General features: G+C 47.2%; 1 pseudogene. It reads left to right on the forward strand.

From position 1 onward, the window contains the following. Nucleotides 1-35 precede the first annotated feature (35 nt). A pseudogene (locus EWM59_RS28120) lies at nucleotides 36-1910 on the forward strand (hypothetical protein); the annotation flags it as partial.

Consider the following 1910-nt stretch of genomic DNA (forward strand, 5'->3'; position numbering starts at 1 on the left):
AGAACATCTGTGAGAAGAGTCCAGTATCGAATATTGTGACCATTACCACAGGGACTTCACCGGATGCACCGACCATTGCAACAGACAAGACCAGTTTGTGTAATGGAGAGAGTGCAACCCTGACAGCGACAGGCTGTACAGGTACAGTGAAATGGAGTACGAATGCTACAGGAGCCAGCATCACCGTAACTACATCAGGCACATATACAGCGACATGTAGTAATACTTGTGGAACGAGTGTAGTATCGAATCAGGTGATTATCACAACAGGCAGCACACCAGCAGCACCGACAGTAACAAGTGACAAAACGGAAATCTGTACAGGTCATTCAGCAGTTCTGACAGCGACAGGTTGTACAGGAGGAAGTATCACCTGGACAGGAGGCAGCACAGGCAGTACATTGACAGTGAACACAGCGGGTACTTACACAGCTACTTGTACGACCACTTGTGGCAGCAGCAGTGCTTCGATAGTGATAACAACTAAGAATCCACCATTACCACCGACAGTAACAGCAGACAAAGATATATGTTGTACAGGTCAGACAGTGACCTTGACAGCGACTGCCTGTTCATCAGGAGTGGTGGTATGGAACACAGGAGCAACGGGTAATATTTTGGTAGTGAGTGATTCAGGGACATACACAGCAGTATGTAAGAACGAATGTGGCCAGGGAAGTTCGTCAACACCAGTGGTGATTAAGACCTTACCGAAACCGAATACACCAATCATTACGACCGATAAGACGACGGTATGTGGTACAGAGAAGGCGACATTGACAGTCAGCAACTGTAATGGGACCTTGGTATGGAACACAGGAGCGACTACGAGTACGATAGTAGTAGGCGCAGGTACTTACAGTGCTACTTGTGAGAACATCTGTGAGAAGAGTCCAGTATCGAATATTGTGACCATTACCACAGGGACTTCACCGGATGCACCGACCATTGCAACAGACAAGACCAGTTTGTGTAATGGAGAGAGTGCAACCCTGACAGCGACAGGCTGTACAGGTACAGTGAAATGGAGTACGAATGCTACAGGAGCCAGCATCACCGTAACTACATCAGGCACATATACAGCGACATGTAGTAATACTTGTGGAACGAGTGTAGTATCGAATCAGGTGATTATCACAACAGGCAGCACACCAGCAGCACCGACAGTAACAAGTGACAAAACGGAAATCTGTACAGGTCATTCAGCAGTTCTGACAGCGACAGGTTGTACAGGAGGAAGTATCACCTGGACAGGAGGCAGCACAGGCAGTACATTGACAGTGAACACAGCGGGTACTTACACAGCTACTTGTACGACCACTTGTGGCAGCAGCAGTGCTTCGATAGTGATAACAACTAAGAATCCACCATTACCACCGACAGTAACAGCAGACAAAGATATATGTTGTACAGGTCAGACAGTGACCTTGACAGCGACTGCCTGTTCATCAGGAGTGGTGGTATGGAACACAGGAGCAACGGGTAATATTTTGGTAGTGAGTGATTCAGGGACATACACAGCAGTATGTAAGAACGAATGTGGCCAGGGAAGTTCGTCAACACCAGTGGTGATTAAGACCTTACCGAAACCGAATACACCAATCATTACGACCGATAAGACGACGGTATGTGGTACAGAGAAGGCGACATTGACAGTCAGCAACTGTAATGGGACCTTGGTATGGAACACAGGAGCGACTACGAGTACGATAGTAGTAGGCGCAGGTACTTACAGTGCTACTTGTGAGAACATCTGTGAGAAGAGTCCAGTATCGAATATTGTGACCATTACCACAGGGACTTCACCGGATGCACCAGGAATCGTTACTACCAAAAACAATTTGTGTAATGGAGAAAGTGCAACATTGACCGCAAGTGGATGTCTGGGTACAGTAAACTGGAGCAACAAT

It is taken from the genome of Emticicia agri (assembly GCF_004168285.1).
Classification (GTDB): domain Bacteria; phylum Bacteroidota; class Bacteroidia; order Cytophagales; family Spirosomataceae; genus Emticicia; species Emticicia agri.